The sequence below is a fragment of the Micromonospora lacuserhaii genome, from assembly GCF_036902735.1.
Taxonomy (GTDB): domain Bacteria; phylum Actinomycetota; class Actinomycetes; order Mycobacteriales; family Micromonosporaceae; genus Micromonospora.
This window is the reverse complement of the sequence record NZ_JBAKHO010000024.1, coordinates 1-18,869: the sequence shown is the minus strand read 5'-3', so window position 1 is coordinate 18,869 and position 18,869 is coordinate 1. Positions and strand designations below refer to the sequence as shown.

Annotated in this window: 16 protein-coding genes; 6 read left to right on the top strand and 10 right to left on the bottom strand. The window is 74.1% G+C overall.

Annotation, left to right across the window (positions count from 1 at the left end):
• Positions 1-6: 6 nt before the first annotated feature.
• Positions 7-894 carry an LPXTG cell wall anchor domain-containing protein gene (locus V6U81_RS16655; protein ID WP_334490380.1) on the bottom strand — a complete coding sequence of 296 codons (888 nt, stop codon included), beginning with the start codon at positions 892-894 and terminating at the stop codon, positions 7-9.
• 202 nt (positions 895-1,096) lie between these two features.
• On the opposite strand from V6U81_RS16655, the gene V6U81_RS16650 reads away from it, so the two are divergent.
• Entirely contained in the window at positions 1,097-2,779 is a 1,683-nt protein-coding gene (locus tag V6U81_RS16650; protein WP_334490379.1) for a long-chain-fatty-acid--CoA ligase, read from the top strand.
• A 30-nt stretch (positions 2,780-2,809) separates the two neighbouring features.
• Here V6U81_RS16650 and V6U81_RS16645 read toward each other — a convergent pair whose 3' ends face one another.
• Positions 2,810-4,654 carry an acyl-CoA dehydrogenase gene (locus V6U81_RS16645; protein WP_334490378.1) on the bottom strand — a complete coding sequence of 615 codons (1,845 nt, stop codon included), beginning with the start codon at positions 4,652-4,654 and terminating at the stop codon, positions 2,810-2,812.
• A 22-nt stretch (positions 4,655-4,676) separates the two neighbouring features.
• Positions 4,677-6,182: an ATP-binding protein gene (locus V6U81_RS16640; protein ID WP_334490377.1), complete on the bottom strand. Its 1,506-nt coding sequence runs from the start codon at positions 6,180-6,182 to the stop codon at positions 4,677-4,679.
• A gap of 211 nt (positions 6,183-6,393) precedes the next feature.
• Here V6U81_RS16640 and V6U81_RS16635 point away from each other — a divergent pair, with 211 nt between their 5' ends.
• Positions 6,394-7,392, top strand: a complete 999-nt coding sequence (locus tag V6U81_RS16635; protein WP_334490376.1) for an Acg family FMN-binding oxidoreductase — start codon at positions 6,394-6,396, stop codon at positions 7,390-7,392.
• Here the strand turns inward: V6U81_RS16635 and V6U81_RS16630 are convergent, their stop codons facing one another.
• The 4 genes from V6U81_RS16630 to V6U81_RS16615 form a co-directional block, all read right to left on the bottom strand.
• Entirely contained in the window at positions 7,393-8,157 is a 765-nt protein-coding gene (locus V6U81_RS16630; RefSeq protein ID WP_334490375.1) for a hypothetical protein, read from the bottom strand.
• A 78-nt stretch (positions 8,158-8,235) separates the two neighbouring features.
• Positions 8,236-9,426, bottom strand: coding sequence for an alanine--tRNA ligase-related protein (locus V6U81_RS16625; protein ID WP_334490374.1), 1,191 nt, complete (start codon positions 9,424-9,426; stop codon positions 8,236-8,238).
• A gap of 240 nt (positions 9,427-9,666) precedes the next feature.
• Positions 9,667-10,815, bottom strand: a complete 1,149-nt coding sequence (locus V6U81_RS16620; protein ID WP_334490373.1) for a fatty acid desaturase family protein — start codon at positions 10,813-10,815, stop codon at positions 9,667-9,669.
• A gap of 14 nt (positions 10,816-10,829) precedes the next feature.
• Positions 10,830-11,921: a ferredoxin reductase gene (locus V6U81_RS16615; protein ID WP_334490372.1), complete on the bottom strand. Its 1,092-nt coding sequence runs from the start codon at positions 11,919-11,921 to the stop codon at positions 10,830-10,832.
• Positions 11,922-12,004: 83 nt separating this feature from the next.
• Between V6U81_RS16615 and V6U81_RS16610 the strand changes: the two genes are divergently transcribed.
• The 3 genes from V6U81_RS16610 (at position 12,005) to V6U81_RS16600 (ending at position 14,908) form a co-directional block, all read left to right on the top strand.
• Positions 12,005-13,222, top strand: coding sequence for a PucR family transcriptional regulator (locus V6U81_RS16610; protein WP_334490371.1), 1,218 nt, complete (start codon positions 12,005-12,007; stop codon positions 13,220-13,222).
• A 66-nt stretch (positions 13,223-13,288) separates the two neighbouring features.
• Positions 13,289-14,080, top strand: a complete 792-nt coding sequence (locus V6U81_RS16605) for a hypothetical protein (RefSeq protein WP_334490370.1) — start codon at positions 13,289-13,291, stop codon at positions 14,078-14,080.
• 168 nt (positions 14,081-14,248) lie between these two features.
• Complete coding sequence (locus tag V6U81_RS16600) at positions 14,249-14,908, top strand: HNH endonuclease family protein (protein WP_334490369.1); 660 nt, start codon at positions 14,249-14,251, stop codon at positions 14,906-14,908.
• A gap of 111 nt (positions 14,909-15,019) precedes the next feature.
• Here V6U81_RS16600 and V6U81_RS16595 read toward each other — a convergent pair whose 3' ends face one another.
• The 3 genes from V6U81_RS16595 to V6U81_RS16585 all read right to left on the bottom strand — a co-directional run bounded on the left by V6U81_RS16595 (position 15,020) and on the right by V6U81_RS16585 (position 17,752).
• Complete coding sequence (locus V6U81_RS16595; RefSeq protein WP_334490368.1) at positions 15,020-15,772, bottom strand: dienelactone hydrolase family protein; 753 nt, start codon at positions 15,770-15,772, stop codon at positions 15,020-15,022.
• 119 nt (positions 15,773-15,891) lie between these two features.
• The gene (locus V6U81_RS16590; RefSeq protein WP_334490367.1) at positions 15,892-16,932 is read right to left on the bottom strand and encodes a TRM11 family SAM-dependent methyltransferase; all 1,041 of its coding nucleotides are present in this window, start codon (positions 16,930-16,932) and stop codon (positions 15,892-15,894) included.
• 52 nt (positions 16,933-16,984) lie between these two features.
• On the bottom strand, positions 16,985-17,752 hold the full coding sequence (locus V6U81_RS16585) for a Stf0 family sulfotransferase (protein WP_334490366.1): 768 nt from the start codon (positions 17,750-17,752) through the stop codon (positions 16,985-16,987).
• A gap of 273 nt (positions 17,753-18,025) precedes the next feature.
• Between V6U81_RS16585 and V6U81_RS16580 the strand changes: the two genes are divergently transcribed.
• The coding region (locus tag V6U81_RS16580; RefSeq protein WP_334490365.1) for a serine/threonine-protein kinase at positions 18,026-18,869 on the top strand (844 nt) is incomplete at its 3' end.

Sequence of the window (18,869 nt, the reverse complement as noted above, 5' to 3'; positions counted from 1 at the left end):
CAGGAACTAGGCGACGAAGCGGGTCCGGCGTCGCCGGGCGACGAGGTAGCCGGCAGCGCCGAGGAGCAGCAGCGCCGCGCCGACGCCCGCCACGGTCGCGGTCTGCGCGCCGGTCACCGGCAGCCCACCGCCCGCGCCGCCGTCACCGGGGGTGACCGGGGCCGCGGTGGGAGCGGTCGCGGGCGCCCCGGTCGGCGTCGCGGAAGCGGTGGACGACGGCGTGGGCGACGCGGTGGCCGTCGCGGTGGGCGTCGGCTGACCGGTCGGCGGGGTGGTCAGACCGACGTAGGCGAAGTTGATCGAGTTCTTCGACTCCGTGAGCGGCAGCGAGCGCGCCTCGAGGGTCAGGGTGCCTTCGGTACCGCGCTGCGCCGTGGTGCCCTGGCCCGCCGAACCGTCCGCGTACGCCTGCACGCCGCCGTGCGCGTCGACCCATTCCTTGCTCAACCAGCGGAAGACCACGGCCGGCAGCCGGTCGGGCTGCGCGTTCGGCGCGGTCGCGACCACCGGCGCGGTGATGGCCAGCGTGGCGTCGACGGCGAGCTGGTCGGGGAACTCGCACCAGGCGCTGTCGGCGTTGCTGTCCACGGCGTACCAGCAGTTCTCGTACCGGCCCGCGGGATCGAGGTCGTTGAAGACCCGGACCTGGGCGACGAGGCCCGTGACGGGCGCGTCCCCGACGTTTGTCACGCCGAGCACGACCGGCGCCACCTCACCCGGGCCGACCCGGTAGGTCATGTTCCGCCCCGTCGCCGGGTCCCGCTCGGTGACGGCGGCGAGCTTCGCCGGGTCGCCCGGAGCGGGCGCGGCCACCGCCGCGCCGGGCAGCGCGACGGCGCTGGTCGCGACGATGGCGGCGGCCACCGCGAGGCGGACGTTCGAGCGCATGGTCATGTGGTGGTTCCCCCGTGGTCGTGGCTGATCGAGAAACATTAGTCGATCATCGAGGGCGGCACTGTCCCGTACGGTGGCGGTCAGGGCCGGACGATCGCGCCGGGCCGGCACCTACGGGACCGTAGGTTACTGGCCCGTAGTTTAAGCTGGAACGGGCGATGCCGGAGCCCGGCCCGCCGCCCTGACCAGCGATGGGAGACCGATGGACCTGACCGCCGAACGGCCCTGGTTGCGCAGCTACGCGCCCGACGTGCCGGCCACCATCGCGCCCTCGGACGAGTCGCTGGTCGACCTGCTCACCGCCGCGGCCCGCCGGTTCGGCCCCCGGGTCGCGCTGGACTTCTTCGGCGCCACCACCACGTACGCCGAGCTGGACGCCCAGGTGGCGCGGGCGGCGGAGGCGCTGCGCCGGCTCGGCGTCGGCGCCGGCGACCGGGTGGCCCTGGTGTTGCCGAACTGCCCCCAGCACGTGGTCGCCTTCTACGCCGTGCTGCGCCTGGGCGCGGTGGTGGTCGAGCACAATCCGCTCTACACCGCGCAGGAGCTGGCCCACCAGCTCACCGACCACGGCGCCCGGGTGGCGGTGGTCTGGGACAAGGTCGCGCCGCAGGTGACGGGCGCCGGCGCGGTGGAGACGGTGGTCGCGGTGGACCTGAGCGCGGCGCTGCCCCGGCTTCAGCGCTGGGCACTGCGCCTGCCGCTGGCGAAGGCGCGCACCGCCCGGGCCGCGATGACCGCCCCGGCGCCGGGCGCGCTGCGCTGGGCCGACCTGCTGGCCGGGGCGAGCCCGCTGGCCGCCGACCACCCGGCGCCGGCCGCCGACGACACCGCGCTGTTGCAGTACACCGGCGGCACCACCGGCACCCCGAAGGGCGCCATCCTCACCCACCGCAACCTGCGGGCCAACGCCGCGCAGGGCCGCGCGTGGGTGCCCGGCCTGCGCGACGGCGAGGAGACGGTGTACGCCGTGCTGCCGCTGTTCCACGCGTACGGGCTCACGCTCTGCCTGACCTTCTCGGTGAGCATCGGCGCCACGCTGGTGCTCTTCCCCCGCTTCGACGTGGACCAGACCCTCGCCGCGGTACGCCGCCGCCCGCCGACCTTCCTGCCCGCCGTCCCGCCGATCTACGAGCGGCTCGCCGCCGCGGCCCGGGAGCGCGGCGTCGACCTCTCCTCCGCCCGGTACGCGATCTCCGGGGCGATGGCCCTGCCCCCGTCCACGGTGGAGCTGTGGGAGTCGGTCACCGGCGGCCTGCTCGTCGAGGGCTACGGGATGACCGAGACCTCGCCGGTGGCGCTCGGCAACCCGGTCTCCCCGGCCCGCCGCCCCGGCACGGTGGGGGTGCCGTTCCCCTCCACCGAGGTACGCATCGTCGACCCGGAGGACCCGGCCCGGGACCGCGCCCCCGGCGAGGCCGGCGAGCTGCTGATCCGCGGCCCGCAGGTCTTCGCGGGCTACTGGAACCGGCCGGAGGAGACCGCCGCGGTCCTGCTGCCCGGCGGCTGGCTGCGCACCGGCGACATCGTGGTGATGGACGCGGACGGCTTCGTCAGCGTGGTCGACCGGATCAAGGAACTGATCATCACGGGCGGCTTCAACGTCTACCCCTCCGAGGTGGAGGACGCGCTGCGCCGGGTCGAGGGCGTCCTGGACGCCGCCGCGGTGGGCCTGCCCGGCGGGCACGGCGGCGAGGAGGTGGTCGCCGTGGTGGTGCTGCACGCCGACTGCGCCACCGACCCGGAGGGCATCCGGGCGGCCTGCCGCGCGCATCTCACCGCGTACAAGGTGCCGCGCCGGGTGGTGGTCGTCGAGGACCTGCCGCGCTCGCAGATCGGCAAGGTGCTGCGCCGCGAGGTCCGCGACCAGCTGCTCGCCGAGGACTGAGTGGGCGGGCCCATGCGGGCCCGCCGACGCTCAGAACCATTCGTCGCGCATGTCCAGCGTGGTCCGGTCCAGGCTGTCCAGCAGGTCGAACTGCACCGCGGTTCGGGGCAGTTCGTGGCGGAAGAAGTACCGCGCCGCCTGCCGCTTGCCGGCGTAGAAGGCGGTGTCCACGCCGTGCCGGGGCGCGGCCTCCTCGCCGCCCGCCGCCGGACCGGTCGCGGCGCCCGCCGCCAGTAGCTGCTCCAGCCACATCCAGGCGATCACCACGTGGCCCACGGCCTCCAGGTAGGCGCTGGCGTTGGCCAGGGCCACCGCCGGGTCGCCGGCGCTCCACACCCGGCGGGTGGTGGCGGCGATCCGGTCCACCGCGGCGCTCAGCTGCCCGGCCAGCTCGGCGGCCTCCCCGTCGGCCTTCCAGGCCCGGCCGATCGTGACGCGGATCGTCTCCAGCAGCAACGACAGCCCGGCCCCGCCCCGCATGGTGGCCTTACGGCCTAGCAGGTCCAGCGCCTGGATGCCGTGGGTGCCCTCGTGGATCGGGTTGAGCCGGTTGTCCCGCCAGTGCTGCTCCACGTCGTAGTCGCGGGTGTAGCCGTAGCCGCCGTGCACCTGGATGGCCAGGTCGTTGGCGGCCAGGCACCACTGCGACGGCCAGCTCTTCGCGATCGGGGTGAGCATGTCGAGCAGCAGGTGCGCCCGCTCCCGGTCCGCCTCGGCCGGTGCGGTCTTCTGCTCGTCGAGCAGCCGACCGCAGTAGAGCACCAGGGCCAGCGCGCCCTCGGCGTAGCTCTTCTGGGCCAGCAGCATCCGCCGCACGTCGGGGTGGTCGACGATCGGCACCTGCGGCGCGGTCGGGTCCTTGTCCGTGGCGGGCCGGCCCTGCGGGCGCTGCCGGGCGTACGCCAGGGACTTCAGGTAGCCGGTGTAGCCGAGGGCGGTGGCGCCGGCCCCGACGCCGATACGCGCCTCGTTCATCATGTGGAACATCTGGGCCAGCCCCTGGTGGGGCTCCCCCACCAGGTGGCCGACCGCGCCGGCGCGCCCGTCCGGACGGTGCACCCCCTCGCCGAAGTTGAGCAGGGTGTTGGTGGTTCCCCGGTAGCCCATCTTGTGGTTGAGCCCGACCAGCACCACGTCGTTGCGGGCGCCGAGCGTGCCGTCGTCGCCGACCAGCACCTTCGGGACGATGAACAGGGAGATGCCCTTGACCCCGGGCGGGCCGCCCGGGATCCGGGCCAGCACCAGGTGGACGATGTTCTCCGCCAGCTCGTGCTCCCCGCCGGAGATCCACATCTTGGTGCCGAAGAGCCGGTACGTCCCGTCGTCCTGCGGCTCGGCCCGGGTGGTGATGTCGGCCAGCGAGCTGCCGGCCTGCGGCTCGGACAGGCACATCGTGCCGAAGAACCGGCCCTCGACCATCGGCCGGACGTACGTGTCGATCTGCGCGGCGCTGCCGTGGGCGAGCAGCAGGTTGGCGTTGCCCAGGGTCAGGAACGGGTACGCCGACGTGCCCACGTTCGCGGCCTGGAGGAAGGCGAAGGCGGCGGCGGAGACGACGTGTGGCAGCTGCATCCCGCCGACCGACTCGTCCATGCTCGCGGCGAGCAGCCCGGTTCGACCGAAGACGTCCAGGGCGGCCTTGACCTGCGGGATCATGTGCACCCGGCCGCCGTCGAAGGTGGGTTCGCTGGTGTCGGCCGCCCGGTTGTGCGGGGCGAAGTGCTCGGTGGCCACCCGCTCGGCGAGGTCGAGCACGTCGTCGAAGGTCTCCCGGGAGTGCTCGGCGTAGCGCGGACGCTCGGTGAGCCGGGGCACGTCGAGCCACTCGTAGAGCAGGAACGACAGGTCACGCCGGGACAACAGGGTGGACGACACGGCTCTCCTTCCGTCGGGGAGGTCAGCCGCGGTGCAGGCCGGCGACCGCCTCCCGCAGGTCATCCTGGCTGATCGGGCCGGTCGGCGCACCCTCGGTCGCCTCGCGCATCGCCTTGGCGAGTTGCACCCGGCGCAGCACCTCCCGGATGTCCGCGCCGGTGAGACCCGGGGTGAGGGCGGCCAGCGCCCGCGGGTCGACGTCGGCGGCGAACATCCGGAAGCCGGGCCGCTCGTGCCGGTCGATCAGCTCGCGGATCATCTTGGCGATGATCTCGGCCCGGCCGCCCTCGTCCGGCAGCGGGATGGCGAGCTTGACGTCGAAGCGGCCGGAGCGGGTCAGCGAGGCGTCGACCCGGTGCGGGAAGTTGGTGGTCGCCACCACGATGACGTCCGGGTTCTCCTCGATGAGGGTGTTCATCTCCTGCTTGAAGATGCCGGCGACCGCGTTGACCGCCTGGCTCGCGGCGTCCCCACCGGCGCCGGCGTAGCTGATGATGCTGTCGAACTCGTCGAAGAGCATCACGGTGGGCTGCCGGTAGCCGCGCGCCTCCCGGAAGATCTGCTTGATGTTCCGCTCCGACCCGCCGAGGTACTTGTCCAGGATCTCCGGCGTGCGGATCTCCCGGAAGTCCGCGCCGATCTCGTTGGCCAGGGCCCGGGCCAGCATGGTCTTGCCGGTGCCCGGCGGGCCGTACATGAGGATGCCCTGCGGACGGCGGGCGCCCCAGCGGGCCATCACCTGTGGGTGCTGGAACGACACGGCGATCTCGCGGAACCGGGCGACCACCTCGTCCAGGCCGCCGACCTGGTCGAGGGTCACCGCCGCGCTGCCCGCCGGGGCCGCGGCCACCTCGGGCCGCCGGCCCACGGTGTACGACCGGCCGCGCAGCACCGCCGGCTGCGCGGTGTCACCGGCCAGCTCACGGACCGCCTGGAGCACCAGCGCGACCATCGCGTGCAGGTGCGCCGGGGTGACCTGGTCGCTGGGCACGGCGCCGCGCACGGTCACCGTCCGGCCGCCCGACTCCGCGTCGTGCGCGATCTCCGGGTGGAGGCCCAGCTCCTCCGCGCGGCGCAGCACGGCCGTACCGGCCTCGTCGCGGGCCGGCTCGGCGAGCACGGTGGGGGTCGGCGGGCGCAGCCCCAGCCGGCGGGACGCCTCGGCGGCCATCCGTTCGGCGCCGGCCACCACCCGTCCGGCGAGGGGGTCGCCGGCCGCGAAGCGGTGGGCCAGCAGCAGGCCGGCCGGGCCGGCCAGCCCGAGCGCGAGCAGGCCCACCGCCGCCGGGTTCCCACCGGCCCGCAGGTACGCCTCGAAGTGGTGGGTCCGCCGACCGTCGCGGGTGGCGGCGCGCAGGGTGAAGCGCAGCTGGCGGACCGGCGCGGGGAAGGCCGCGTCGGTGAGCAGCGGGACCGGGAGGGTATCGGCGTCGGCCAGCAGACCGGCGGCGTCGACCACGGTGACCCGGGCGCCGAGCAGGTCCAGGGTCTCGGTGTCCGGCCGCAGTGGATACCCGTGTGCCGTCATGCGCCGCCCCTCACCTCGGTGGTGCCCGCGCCAAGTCTGACACTCCCGGGGCCGCGCTGCCACGGATCGGCCGACGGCCGGGGCACCCGCCCGAGCCGGGCGCTGATCTGACCAGGGGCCCACCGGTCCCGCCGGAGAGGGTCCTCCGGCCCTGTCCGGCGCCCCGGGCCGGGCGGACGCTGGAGGCACCGCAGCCAGGAGGTGTTCGACGATGACCGGACCGACCATCCGCACCGACCAGGTGGCGACCGTCCGCGAGCTGGAGGCCGCCGCCCGGCTGTCCCTGTACGCCCCGTCGGTGTTCAACACCCAGCCGTGGCGCTGGCGGATCACCGGAGAGCTGCTGGAGCTGCGCGCCGACCCGACCCGGCAACTGGCCAGCACCGACCCCGACGGCCGGCTGCTGGCGCTGAGCTGCGGCGCGGTGCTGCACCACGCCCGGGTCGCGCTGGCCGGTGCCGGCTGGGCGGTCGACGTGGCGCGGCTGCCCGACCCGGCCGAGCCGACGCTGCTGGCCCGGCTGCGCGCCACCGGGCCCGGTGTCCTGGACCTGGCCGCCGCCCGGCTCACCGACGCGATCCCCCGGCGACGCACCGACCGCCGCGCCTACGGCGACCGACCGGTGCCGGCGGAGCTGCTGGCCCGGCTGCGGGAGGCCGTCGAGGCCGAGGGCGGGCACCTGCACGTGGTACGCCCCGACCAGATGCCGATGCTCGCCGTCTCCACCGCCCGGGCCGCGGACGCCGAGCTGGCCGACCCGGCGTACCGGGAGGAACTGCACCGGTGGACGCACCGGCCGGAGACGAGCGGGGACGGGGTCCCCGCCAGCACGGCGGTCCGCCCGGCGCCACGGCGGGTGCCGGTGCGCGACTACGCCCCCGGCGGGGCGGGCGGGCTGGCCGCCGGCGCGGACTTCGACCGGGGGGCCGCGTACGTCATCCTCTTCGGCGACCGGGACGACCCGGCGGGCTGGTTGCGCGGCGGCGAGGCGCTGTCGGCGCTGCTGCTCACCGCGACCGCCGAGGGGCTGGCCACCGCGCCGATCAGCGACACCATCGAGCTGGCCTGGCCGCGCCGGATGATGCGGGAGCTGCTCTGCGGGGTCGGCGAGCCGTACCTGGTGGTACGGGTGGGCTGGGGCCCGCCGGCCGGTGTGCCGGCGGCGCCGCGGCGTTCGGCCGGCGAGGTGATCGAGGTGGACGCCGACTGATCAGCCGTTGATCAGCTCGTAGACGCGCGCCGGCGCCGGCCCGATCTTCCCCTGGAAGGGCGCGGCGAGGTCGGGCTTGTAGCCGAGCCCGGAGTAGCTGATCTCCGCCGGTTGTTCCGGCTCGCCACCGGCCGCCGGCAGGGTGAAGTGCAGGCCGACCAGGCGCCGCTGGGCGTCCACGGTGGCCTCGAAGGGCACCGCGCCGAGCTGCTCCGGGGTGAATGCGCTGAGGCGCTCGCGGTCCAGCAACCGGCTGGCGCCCGGATCGTCCGCCTTGGTCAGGTCCAGGGTGCCCCGATAGCCCCGGTCGCCGTTCGGCTCGGCGTCCCGGATGCCGGCGAAGAGCTCGCGGGCCCGCGCGGGGTCGGTGAAGCGGGTGACGGCGGGCCGTCGTCCCGGGTGGACCTTCGCCAGGTCCAGCCGGGTCCACCGGTCGTCGGTCAGCGGGTCGCTGCGGACCAGGTGCTGGCCGGACTTGCTCAGCACCTCGAAGGTCAGGTGGTCCTTGCCGACGTCCTCACCGACGATCCGGGTGCGCAGCCAGCCGTCCTGGCCGTCGACCGCGCCGGCGCCGATGACGGTGGGAGTGCGGAACTGGAAGCTGTACGGACCGCGGTCCAGCGCGTCGGCGGCGGCCCGCAACTCCTCGGCGGACGAGGGCCGCGGCGAAGCATCGGCCTGGTCGCCGGCGACGTCCCGGACGACGCCACAGCCGGTCAGGGTGAGCAGCAGGGCGAGCGCGCTCGCCACGGCACGGGTCGTCACCGGACACCTCCCCGAGAGAGTGGACCGCCGCCGGCCGTCCGGCGGCGGTCCACAGCGGATACCCAGCGCACGTCCAGGTCAATCCACGATCGGTGACCGGTCCGACGCGCCGAGCAGCCCGTCGACCAGGTCGCGGGGCAGCCCGTGGGTGTCGTGCAGCCAGCGGTAGTCTCGGTCGGTCAACGGCCCCCGGGAGCGGCGGCGGTCGACCACCGGTCGCCCCCGGCGGAGCAGGTCACGGAACCGGCGCTCCTCGTCGGCGAGCACCGTGCGGACCAGCTCGACGTCGACGCTCTGCCGGAACCGCCGGCCGGTGTCCCGGTACGGCCCGTCGGGCAGCTCGGACAGGGTCCGCGCCGGGTCGTCGCGCCACAGCTCGGTCAGCGCCCGCCGGACCAGCCGGCGCAGCACGTACCCCCGGCCGGTGTGCGACGGCCGGACCCCGTCACCGATCACCACGACCGCGGAGCGCAGGTGGTCGACGACCCGACGCTGCGCCACCACGTCGAGCGGCCACCGCTCGGAGACGGTGTCCACCCAGGGGCGCAGGCCGTCGCCGGAGAAGACCGACCGGTCCCCGCGCAGCACCATGGCCAGCCGTTCCAGGCCCATCCCGGTGTCGATGTTCGGCTGCGGCAGCGGCTCCAGCCGACCGTCCTCGTGCCGGTGCCAGCCCATCCGTACGTGGTTCCACACCTCGGTCCAGCGGTCGTCGGTGCCCGGCGTCCCGACCGGCGGCCCGTCGCCGGTCCACACGAAGATCTCCGTGTCCGGCCCGCACGGCCCGGTCGGCCCGTTGGACCACCAGTTCTCCTCGCGGGTCGGCTCGACCGGCACGCCCAGCGCCGTCCAGGTACGCCACGCGTCCTCGTCGGGTCCGAGCTGGTCGTCGCCGGCGAAGACCGTCGCGTACAGCCGGCCGGGGTCGATTCCGAACCCCGCGCAGAGCAGGTCGTGCCCCCAGCGGAGGCTCTGCCCGATGTCGTAGTCCCCCAGCGACCAGGTACCGAGCATGTCGAACACGGTCAGGTGGGTGGGGTCGCCGACCTCGTCGAGGTCGGTGGTGCGCAGGCAGCGCTGCACGTTGACCAGCCGCCGGCCGGACGGGTGCGGACGGCCCTCGAGGTAGGGGGTGAGCGGGTGCATCCCGGAGGTGGTGAAGAGCACCGGGTCGCCCGGCGGTGGGACGAGGGAACTCTCCGGCGCGGGGTGGTGGCCCCGCTCGCGGTAGTGCGTGACGAAGGTGTGGACCAGCTGCTCGGGTGTCATGGCGGGGCCTTCCGGGTGGGTGCGACCGGGAAGGGTCCGCCGTGCGACGTCAGGAGACACGAGAGCCGGCGGACCGTTTCCGGTCGCCGGCGGGAGTGTGGGAGATCAGGCGGCGGCGGCCGGCGAGCGGGAAGCTCGCGCGGCGGCGGTGGTCGGACGCCCGATGTGCATGCCCCGACCCTAGCTCCACGACGGCGACGCCGCCCAGCCCATTTCCGGGCCGGGCGGCGTCGTCGCGGGTCAGGCCCCGGTGGGGGCGAGGGTACGGGTGGTCAGCTCGTCGGTCGGCGCGGGTCGCGCGGAGTCCCGGTTCGGCAGGGAGAGCCGGATGACCTTCCACCAGGCGGAGGCGACCTGCTTGGGCAGGGGGCCGGTGGTGTACTTCAGCCCGTACCGGTCGAACAGCGCCCGGACCTGCGGGGCGATCTCCTGGTAGCGGTCGCTGGGCAGGTCGGGGAAGAGGTGGTGCTCGATCTGGAACGACAGGTTGCCGGTCATGATGTGCATCAGCCGGCTGCCGCTGATGTTGGCCGAGCCGAGCATCTGCCGCAGGTACCACTCGCCCCGGGTCTCGCCCTCGATGGAGCTCTTCTCGAAGGTCTCCACGCCGTTCGGGAAGTGCCCGCACATGATCACCGAGTGGCTCCACAGGTTGCGGACCAGGTTCGCGGTGAAGGTGGCGGCCAGGGTGCTGAGGAAGGACGGGCCGGAGAGCAGTGGGTGCACGATGTAGTCCTTGAGCACCTGGCGGCGGATCTTGCGGCCGACGGCCCGGGCGCGGGCCCGGAACTCCGGCGCCTTGTGCCGGCCCTTCTGCAGGTTCTTGCCCAGCTCCAGGTCGTACGCGGCGATGCCGTACTCGAAGAAGCAGGCGTTGAGGAGGTTCCACAGCGGCTGGCCGAGGTGCATCGGGTGCCACTTCTGGTCCTCGTCGACGCGCATGATGCCGTACCCGAGGTCGTTGTCCTTGCCGAGCACGTTGGTGTACGTGTGGTGCAGCTGGTTGTGCGAGTGCTTCCACTGGTCGGCCGGCGAGACGTGGTCCCACTCCCAGGTGGTGGAGTGGATCTTCGGGTCGCGCATGAAGTCGTACTGGCCGTGCAGGATGTTGTGGCCGATCTCCATGTTCTCCAGGATCTTGGCCACCGACAGGCCGGCGGTGCCGACCACCCAGGCGGGCGGGAATAGCGAGAAGAGCAGCACGGCCCGGCTGCTGATCTCCAGCGTCCGCTGGGTCTTGATCACCTTGCGGATGTACTTCGCGTCGCGCTCGCCCCGGTCGGCGATGACCCGGTCCCGGATCGCGTCGAGCTCCTTGCCGATGATCTCGATGTCCGCGGCGCTCAGATGGGCGATCGGGTTGTCGGACTTCCTCTGGATCACAGTCACGTCCGGCCTCCTGTCTACAGGTCGATGTCGCAGGTACCGGCCGCCGCCGACACGCAGGTCTGGATGAGCACGCCGTCGCCCGGGACGGCAGTGGTGATCTCGCCGGTGCGCAGATCCCGGACCGCCCCCTGGCGCAGCGGGAGGACACAGCCGTAGCAGATGCCCATCCGGCAACCGGAGGGCATCAGCGCCCCGGCGGCCTCCCCCGCGTCCAGGATGGGGGTGGCGCCGTCGGCGCGCACGCTGAGCCCGGACCGGGCGAAGGTGACGGTGCCGCCCGCGCCGGGTGAGATCACCGTCGGCCGGAACCGCTCGGGGTGCAGCCGGTCGGCGGCGTCGGCCGACCGCCAGTGCTCCTCGACGGCGTCCAACATGCCGATCGGGCCGCAGGCCCAGGTCTGGCGCTCCAGGTGGTCGGGGACCAGCCCGGCGAGCTCGTCCACGCCGAGCACGCCGGCCGTGTCGGTGTGCCGCTCGACCAGCCGGATCGCGCCCTGCTCGGCCAGCTCGCGCAACTCGGCGCCGAAGACCATGTCGGCCGGGGTGGGGGCGGAGTGCACCACCACTACGTCGGAGCGGGCGTGCGCGCCGGCCCGCAGCATCCCCATGACCGGGGTGACGCCGCTGCCGGCGGTGAGGAACAGGATCCGCTCCGGGGCCGGGTCGGGCAGCACGAAGTCGCCCTGCGCCTGGTCGAGCTGGACGAGGGTGCCCGGCCGGGTCCGGCGGACCAGGTGGTTGCTGACCTTGCCGTCCGGGATCGCCTTGACGGTGACGCTGATCAGGCCGTCGCGCCGGCCGGGCGGCGAGGTCATCGAGTACGCCCGCCACTGCCGGACCCCGTCGACGTCGACGCCGAGCCGGACGTACTGCCCGGGTCGGTGGCCACGCCAGTCGCGCCCGGGACGGATGGTGAGGGTGGCCGCGTCGCGGGTCTCCGGGGTGACGGCGACGATCCGGCCACGCAGCGCGGCACCGGAGCGCAGCGGGGCGACCAGGTCGAGGTAGTCCTCGGGCAGCAGCGGGGTGGTGACCGTCTCGGCGAACCGGAGTAGCCGGTCACGAACGGACACCTTCGCCGGGGGCCGCCGGACAGTGGTGGTCATATAACCAGGGTGGCCGCCCATTCGCATAACATCTTGGCCAGCGAAGGTGAATTGTCCATAGGTTTTTGTTCGGGGAGAACAACATGACCGACAGCCCCGGGGCCGCCAGCCACCGCGCGGCCCACCTGAAGCTGGACGAGCGGGTGGCCGACCAGCTGCGCGGCCGGCTGCCCGTGGTCGCCGAGCGCACGGTGACCGCGATCACCGGGGAGGTGCCCGACTACTCCGGCACCCTTACGGGCCAGATGCGTGACAAGATCGAAAACGCGGTACGCATCGCGCTCGGCACGTTTCTCCAGCTCATCGAGCGGGCGGAGGCCGCCGACCCGAGCACGCCGCTGAGCCGGGCGCTGGAGGCAGCGTACGCCCTGGGCAGCGGGGAGGCCCGTTCCGGCCGGAGCATGGACGCGCTGCTGGCCGCGTACCGGGTGGGTGCCCGGGTCGCCTGGCGGGAGGTGTCGGCCACCACCGTGCAGAACGGGCTCTCCGCGGCGACCGTGGCCGAGTTCGCCGAACTGATGTTCGCCTACATCGACGAGCTGTCGGCGGCCAGCGTGGCCGGGCACACCGACGAGCTGGCCAGCGCGGGCCGGACCCGCCGCCGCTACCTGGAACGGCTCACCCAGCAGTTGCTCGCCGGCGAGCCCGAGGACGTGCTGCGCCGCAGCGCCGAGCGGGCCGAGTGGCCGCCGCCGCAGACCCTGACCGTCGCGGTGCTGCCCCGCAGCAACCTGCGCGGCGTGCTCGCCGCGCTCAGTCCGCACACTCTGGAGAGCGGCGAGGAGCTGCCTGGCGTCGAGCTCACCGAGGAGCTCGCCGTGCTGCTCGTCCCGGACATGCACGGCGGTCGGCGCCGACAGCTCGCCGGGGCGCTGCACGGGCACCGGGCCGTTCTCGGCCCGGCCCGCCCGTGGACCCGGGTCGCCCAGTCGTACCAGCGGGTGGCCCGCACGCTGGGGCTCGGCCTGCCCCGGCCGGAGGCCGCGCCGCTGGACACCGAGCAGCACCTGGCCCGGCTGGTGCTCAACACCGACCCGGAAGCCCTCGCGGACCTGCGCGACCAGGTGTTGCAACCGCTGTCGGAGCTGCCCCCGGCAACCGCACACCGGCTCGCCGAGACACTGCGCTCCTGGCTGCTGCACCAGGGCCGACGCGACGACGTCGCCACCGACCTCTTCGTACACCCGCAGACGGTCCGCTACCGGATGGGCCGACTGCGGGAGCTGTACGGCGACCGGCTCAACGACCCCGCGACGGTGCTCGACCTGACCGTCGCGCTGGCCTTCCTCCCGTCGCGGTGAGGTCCCCTATCCTTCGGTGACCGCGGGGCCCGACCGCCCGGCGATGGCGACGACGGGGGGCACCGGATGGCCGTGGGCTTCATGGTGAGCGTGCGGCTCGGCGACGGAAACGTCGATCCGGCGGGACTGCTCGCGGAGGTCGCTCCCCTGCTCGACCGGCACCGCATTGACGTGGACCGGAAGGGCACACTGCTCCTCTTCGCAGCCGACGAGCCGGAGACGCTGGCCGTGTTGGCGGAACCGCTCGCCGCCTGGTGGCAGGGGCTCGCGCCGACCGGGGCCGTCCTGCGGTTCGTCGGGCCGGACGGGGTGAACGAGATCTCGTACTGCCGTCCCGACGTGGCGGTCGGTCTGGTCCGGAACACGATCGTGACGGGGTCCGGCCGGCTGTACGGTCCGGGCGAGGCGCCCGGACCGCTGCGCCGGGCGGCGGCCGGGCTGGTCCGCCGGGTCCGGACGGGCTTCACCGCGAGCGAGGTCCGCACGGTCCAGGAGAAGGGCCTGTGCTGCGTGGCGGTGGCCGGCCGGGAGCTCGACGACGCCCCGCGCAGCCTGGAGTTCCAGGCCTTCGACCCGAGCGACGAGGACTACGACCCGGACGACGACGAGGGCCTCTGTCTGGTCACCGAGCGGCACGCGCCGAGCGCGGGCGGCCTCGTCGGTGTGCGGCTGACCGGTCGGGCGCTGCGGCTGCGGGTCACCCCGGCGGCCGCCGCCGAGCTGGGGCTGCCGTCGACCCGGCTGGTGATCCGGCTCCGCCTTTCCGCCGCGGACCACGACGACCTGCGCGCCGGCCTGCGCCGGGTGTGCGCCCTCGGCCGGGCCGCGGCGTCCGGCGCTCGACTCGACCTGGGCTGACCGCGCGGCGGGCAGGTCGCCACCGGCACCCGGCTCCGGCCGTTCCGACATTCGGTGTCGCTGCGTCCCCTGTCGTTCACAAATCTGGTCTTGTTAAAGGATCTTAAGTCTGTCCATATGGGAGCGGGCAATTCCCACCCCCTCCTCATCCCATCTGGACGGAGCACGATGACCCGTACCCTGCGCGCCATGGCGGTCACCCTCGCCGCGATCCTGGCCGCCACCCTCGGCCTCACCCCCACCGCCCGCGCCGCCGGCTACTCCGCCTCCCTCACCACCGCGGTCGCCGGCCTGCCGGTCGCCACCGAGGTCCGCACCGGCTACAGCCGGGACCTCTTCCCGCACTGGGTCGACGCCGACGGCGACGGCTGCAACACCCGCAACGAGGTGCTCCTCGCCGAGGCCGTCTCCGCCCCCAGCGTCAGCGGCACCTGCACGCTCTCCGGCGGGCGCTGGTACTCGTACTACGACAACGCCTACTGGACCCTCACCGGCGACCTGGACATCGACCACATGGTGCCGCTGGCCGAGGCGTGGGACTCCGGCGCGCGCAACTGGACCACCAGCCGCCGGCAGGCGTACGCCAACGACCTGGGCGACAACCGTCCGCTGGCCGCCGTGACCGACAACGTCAACCAGTCCAAGGGCGACCAGGACCCGGGCACCTGGATGCCGCCGTACGCCTCGGCCCGGTGCCGCTACGTCAACGAGTGGGTGGCCACCAAGATCCGCTGGCGGCTCACCGTCGACAGCGTCGAGAAGAGCGCCCTGAGCAGCTGGGCGAACTCCTGCCCGAACAGCACCATCTCGGTCACCTACGCGTACTGACCGGGCGGCGCGGCCGGCCCCTCACGCGGGCCGGCCGTGCCAGGTCCGGGGCAGGGACGACACACGGCACGGCCGGCGCGCCGTGCCCGATCTCGCATTCGCCCGCCGGGGTCAGCGGCGGAAGGTCCGGTCGAGCAGGTCGAACAGGGCGGCGAAGTGCCGCTCGGTGGCCTGCTCGTCATAGGCGGCGGTGTCGGCCATGGTGAAGCCGTGGGTGGCGCCGGCGTACACCTCGGAGCGGTAGCGGACGCCGGCCGCGTCCAGCGTCTTCTCCAGCGTGGCGATCTGGTCGGCGGTCATCGACCGGTCCTGGTCGGCATGGCCGAAGTACAGCTCGCCGGTGACCGCGCCGACGCCCAGGTGCGGGCTGTCCGGCGCGTCGGTGACGATCCGCCCGCCGTGGAAGCTGGCCGCCGCCGCGATCCGGTGCGGGTACGCCTCGATCGCCCGCAGCGCGTTGGTGCCGCCCATGCAGTAGCCGGTGATCGCCACCGGCCCCGGCGCCACGTCGTCCCGCCCCGCCAGGAAGTCCAGGTACGCGCCGGTGTCCGCCGCCACCACCTCGGGGGTCAGCGAGCCGAGCATCGGCATCAGGCTCTCGAAGAGCGCACCCCGCTGCTCGGGGTCGGCCATCCGGGAGAGATCGAACAACGGCGCGCGGCCCGCCCGGTGGAACAGGTTCGGCGCCAGCACGAGGTAGCCCCGGGCGGCGATCCGCTCCGCCATCTCGACCAGCCTGGGCCGCAGGCCGAACGCGTCCATGTAGAACAGCACCGCCGGGAACGGCCCCTCCCCGGCCGGCACGGTCAGGTCCGCGTCCGCGACGCCGTCGCCGGTCGGGACGTCCACCCTCGTGGTCTGCACCGGGTCCTCCTCGCAGGTTGCCGCCGTCTCGGCGGGAACGCTACCCGGCGCGACCCGCATCCGGCCCGGCCGGCCGCCGCCACCGGATCCGGGCGCGCTCACGCAACGCCCGCCCGAGGTCAGTCGGGCTTGCGGGCGACCAGGATGTCGCGGTCGATCGCCTGGTCCACCCGGTGCCGCAGCCCCAGGTACGGCGCCGAGTCCAGGACGGTCAGCCCGGCGTCGGCCAGCCGGCGGGCGGCGTCCTCCCGCTTGGCGACGTACGTGTTCCAGGAGATGCCGAGCGCACCGCCGGGTCGTAGCAGTTCGGCCCAGACCGGCGCGGCAGCGGTCAGCAGCGCCAGCGGATCGCGGGCCAGGCCCGTCTCCGCCGTCCGGCTGCCGTGCTGCACGCCGTACGGGGCGTCGGCCACGACGAGGTCGAAGCTGCCGGGCCGGAAGAACTCGCCGGAGCGGGTGGTGTCGGCGCTGACCACGTCCAGCAGCTGCACGTCGCCGGCCTTGTGCGCCTCCCTGGTCGGCGCCATCTCGACCCGCAGCCGCTTGCCGACCACCTTGCGTTCCCGGCGCACCGGGCCGGACTCCAGCACCCGGTGCTTGATCCGCTTGCGCTTGAGCCAGGTGGTGATGAACGCCTGGTACGCCTCGAAGTCCTTCTGGTCCCGGTCCACCCCGGCGGCGTCGAAGCCGTACATCAGCGCCTGGTTGAGGGTGGTGCCGCGACCGCAGAGCGGGTCGAGGACCCGGAAGCGCCGGTCCAGCAGCTCGCCGGCCCGGGCCGAGCCGAGCAGCGTCACGTTGAGCAGCAGCTTGGTGAACTGCTCGTTGGTCTTGCCGGCGTACTTCTGGATGGTGATCAGGTCGTCGTCGTAGCGGTCCAGCCGGCGCAGCTCCACCGGGCGCATCAGCTCGCCGGTGAACTCGAAGAGCGCGTACGCCGAGGAGAGGTTGCCCAGCAGCGCCGCGTCCCGGGCGTCCAGCTCGTCCGCCTCGAACGTCACGTAGCGCGCCCCGGCGACGGTGGCGGTCCCGACGTCCCCGATCCGCCCGCCGAGCACCAAGTCCCCGAAGATCGTCAGTTCGGCCCGGGTCAGGTCGACGGCCGACTGGGCGTACACCCGGTTGCTGGCGGGCAGGATCAACAGTCCGTAACGGCTCATGATCCGGCTACTGTCTCACAGCGGAACCGGCCGATCCCGGTGGACCGGCCGGTCAGCCCGGGTGGGCGTCGGCGGCCCGGGACCGGTAGCGCTCCGCCCACTCCCGGTTGACGTCGTCGGCCTGGCGCCGGTGCCGCGCGGTGACGACCCGCCCGGCGGGCAGCTCGAGGCCGAGGAAGTCCAGGACGCCCCGGGTGACGCCGGCCGGGTCGGCGGCGAGGTCCTCGTAGCGGACCGGGTGGGGCCGCACGTCGTGCGCGGCGAACCACCGCCGCCAGCCCGCATCGTGGGCGCTGGCCAGTCGGGCGTACGCCTCGATCGCCGCCGGGTCGAAGCGGGGCGCCTGGCCGGTGGCGCCGCCGCCGCCGATCTCGCCGTTGCCACCGACGAACCACTGGCCGGTCTGCTCGGCGCGCGCCCAGGACACCGCCTGGGCGAGCACGTCGTCGCGGCGCAGGTGAACGAAGCGGGTGCGGCCGAAGGCCCGTTCCCAGAGCCGGAGGTCGTCGCCGGCGAGGTCCGGATGGACCGGGGCCAGCTTTTCGAGCACCTCGTCGAGCGTCCCCCACATCAGCTTCGCTCCGAAGACCCCGTTGGCGGTCCGGCCGGCGGCCAGCGCGGCCCGGACGTAGTCGGCGTAGTCGAAGCCGCCGTCCGGTCGCCGGGGGATCCCCCACCGGTCCGCCCAGAGCGGCTCGTCGGGCGCCCGGAAGTACGCCTGTGGGTGGCCGGCCACCCCGGTGGAGTCGAGCAGCCCGAGCAGCAGCGAGCTGCCGGTGCGGGGCGTGGCACAGACAACGTACGTATCGACGGTGGTCACCCCTGGCAGGATAGGCGTCCGGACCGCGCCGCGGCGTGGTCCGTCTTCCCCATCGCCTCGCCCACCCGGTACGTCGATGCGACGACGGCCGCGGTGAAGCCGACGTCGTTGAGCGCCTGGCGGGAGGCGCCGGGCGTCCACAAGGGGTGGTCGCCGGGCGACCGCGCGTGCTGCGCGGATCCACCTGGCGCGACCGTTTCCCCAGCACGCGGGTGGGGTACCCCGGAGCGACGCGGGAGGCCATAGGATCTAGGGGCCGAGGGGGGTGGCAGCGTGCGGGTACTGGGAGGGCGGTACCGGCTCGTCGAGCCGGTCGGCCAGGGCGGCATGGCCGTCGTCTGGCGCGCCGAGGACGAGCTGCTGCACCGGACCGTCGCGGTGAAGCTGCTGGCTCCGGAGCTGGCCAGCGATCGCCGTTCCCGGGAGCTGATCCGCGCCGAGGCGTACGCCGCCGCCCGGCTCAACCACCCGCACATCGCCAACGTCTACGACTACGGCGAGACCCGGGTGGGCGGCTACCGGCGCACCCCGTACCTGGTGATGGAGTTCGTCCAGGGCGAGACGCTCGCCGCCCGGCTGCACGCCGACGGGGCGCTGGACTGGCCGCAGGCGGTCCGGGTCTGCGCCGACGTGGCGGCCGCGCTCGCCGCCGCGCACGCCGAGGGCCTGGTGCACCGGGACGTCAAGCCCGCCAACGTGCTGCTCTCCCCGCGCGGCGTGAAGCTGGTGGATCTCGGCATCGCCCTGGCGGTGGGCCAGCGGTCCATCGGCGAGCAGGGCGAGGTGCTCGGCACCCCCCGCTACATGGCCCCGGAGCAGGTGAACGGCGACGCCGCCGCGCCCGCCAGCGACGTGTACGGCCTGGGGCTCCTGCTGCACGAGTGCCTCACCGGCCGGCCGCTGCGCCAGGGCGCCACGCTCACCGAGCTGTTCGCCCGGGATCACCTGGCCGACATCCTCTCCGACATCGACGTGCCGGGCCTGCCGGAGGCGGTCGACCAGCTGCGGCTGCAGTGCCTGTCGCCGGAGCCGGCCGACCGGCCGGGCAGCGCCGAGGCCGCCGCGCTGCTGGCCGCGGTGGCCGCGGGTCGGCTGCCGGCGGCGGTCGCACCGGTCG